The sequence below is a fragment of the Lyngbya sp. CCY1209 genome (assembly GCF_055795065.1).
Map to the genome: position 1 here is coordinate 1 of NZ_JAYFER010000389.1, position 1,720 is coordinate 1,720.

A 1,720-nucleotide genomic window follows, 5' to 3' on the forward strand; every position below is an offset into this window, starting at 1 on the left:
GTCGATGCCGAAGATATTGACGATTCCGAAGAAATCGATCATTCCGAAGCGATTGACGATGCCGAAGCGATTGACGATTCCGAAGAGATTGACGATTCCGAAGAAATTGTCGAACCCGAAGTGATTGACGATTCCGAAGCAATTGACGATTCCGAAGAAATCGTTCATTCCGAAGAAATTGTCGATGCCGGAGAGATTGACGATGCCGGAGAGATTGACGATTCCGAAGAAATTGTCGATGCCGGAGAAATCGAACATTCCGAAGAAATCGAACATTCCGAAGAGACTGTCGTTCCCGAAGAGATTGACGATTCCGAAGAAATCGTTCATTCCGAAGAAATCGTTCATTCCGAAGAAATTGTCGATGCCGGAGAGATTGACGATGCCGGAGAGATTGTCGATGCCGGAGAAATTGTCGATGCCGGAGAAATTGTCGATGCCGGAGAGATTGACGATTCCGGAGACGTTGAAGACTTGGAAACGGTTATGGATTTAGAAGATGTCAACGAAACTATTTCGGGATTTTTCCAGTTTCCAGTGTTTGAATTTGAGTCACTTTCCGACATCTCAGAGAATAGTGGAATTCTCGAGCAAGAAGAGTCCGAATCGGAAGCCGAAGCCTTGCCGGGAGGGGTTTTTGACATCTACGATCCCACGAATTTTATCGCCGCGATCGCCTTTCCGCCACTGTTCTCAACCGATACCGCTGCCGGGGACACCGACAATGCGATCGCGGGAACGCCAGAAACCGACAATCTCTTCGGCTTTGCAGGCAATGACACCATCGCTGCCGGGGACGGTGACGATGAGGTAAACGGCAACCGAGGCGACGACTGGATTGATGCTGGTGACGACAACGATACGGTTTATGGCGGAAAGGGTGACGATCGCATCGAGTCCGGGGATGGAAGCGATAGCGTCTTCGGCAACCTGGGGGAAGATCGCCTGGAAGGAAACGAAGGCGACGATACCCTCTATGGAAACCCAGAAAATGATACCCTGGCCGGCCACTCGGGTGGGGATGTCATCTACGGCGGACGGGGGGACGATCTGATCGACGGTGGTGGCGGAAACGATCGCCTCTGGGGGGATAATGGCGACGATACCCTCGACGGCGGGGAAGGTGGCGACGTGCTCACAGGAGGCGATGGAAATGACCTGATCGTGGGTGCCGCCGGTGCCGATATCCTCGCGGGTGGTGAAGGAAGCGATCGCTTTGTCCTGGTTTCCGGTTTCGGCCCCGATACCATCACCGATTTTACCGACGGCGAAGATGCGATCGTTCTCGACGGCGGGTTGACGTTCGCGGATCTGACCCTTACTGCCACCACTAATTATACCGAAATCAGTGTCGGTTTGGAAGTTTTAGTTCGACTCAGTGGCGTGGATGCGGGTGCGATCGCCGAGGATGATTTCACCTCTTCCATATTCTAATATTAGCTCCGGTGCGCTCCCCCTTGTTACTGACGGACTCCACCGCTTGGGAATGGCGGGGGAACACACCCTATAGGAATGTAAAATGATTCGTTAAAAATTGTCGGCTCAAAGCCCCCAGAATTGGGGGTTTGGGGGCGCGATAATTTACAAATAGTTTCTGATTTCTATACTGGACTGACACTGCTAAAACTGTGAATTAAAAAATCAATGGTGGGTTACGGCGCGGATGAAAAGTTGTGGGTTTTTCCGAAAAATTACTGCCGCGCCTAACCCACCCTACTGG

General features: G+C 51.7%; 1 protein-coding gene. It reads left to right on the top strand.

Annotated features, from left to right (window positions below; genetic code table 11):
* On the top strand, positions 1–1,434 hold a 1,434-nt coding region (locus AC0QHF_RS11345), incomplete at its 5' end, for a calcium-binding protein (RefSeq protein ID WP_324704321.1).
* Positions 1,435–1,720 lie beyond the last annotated feature (286 nt).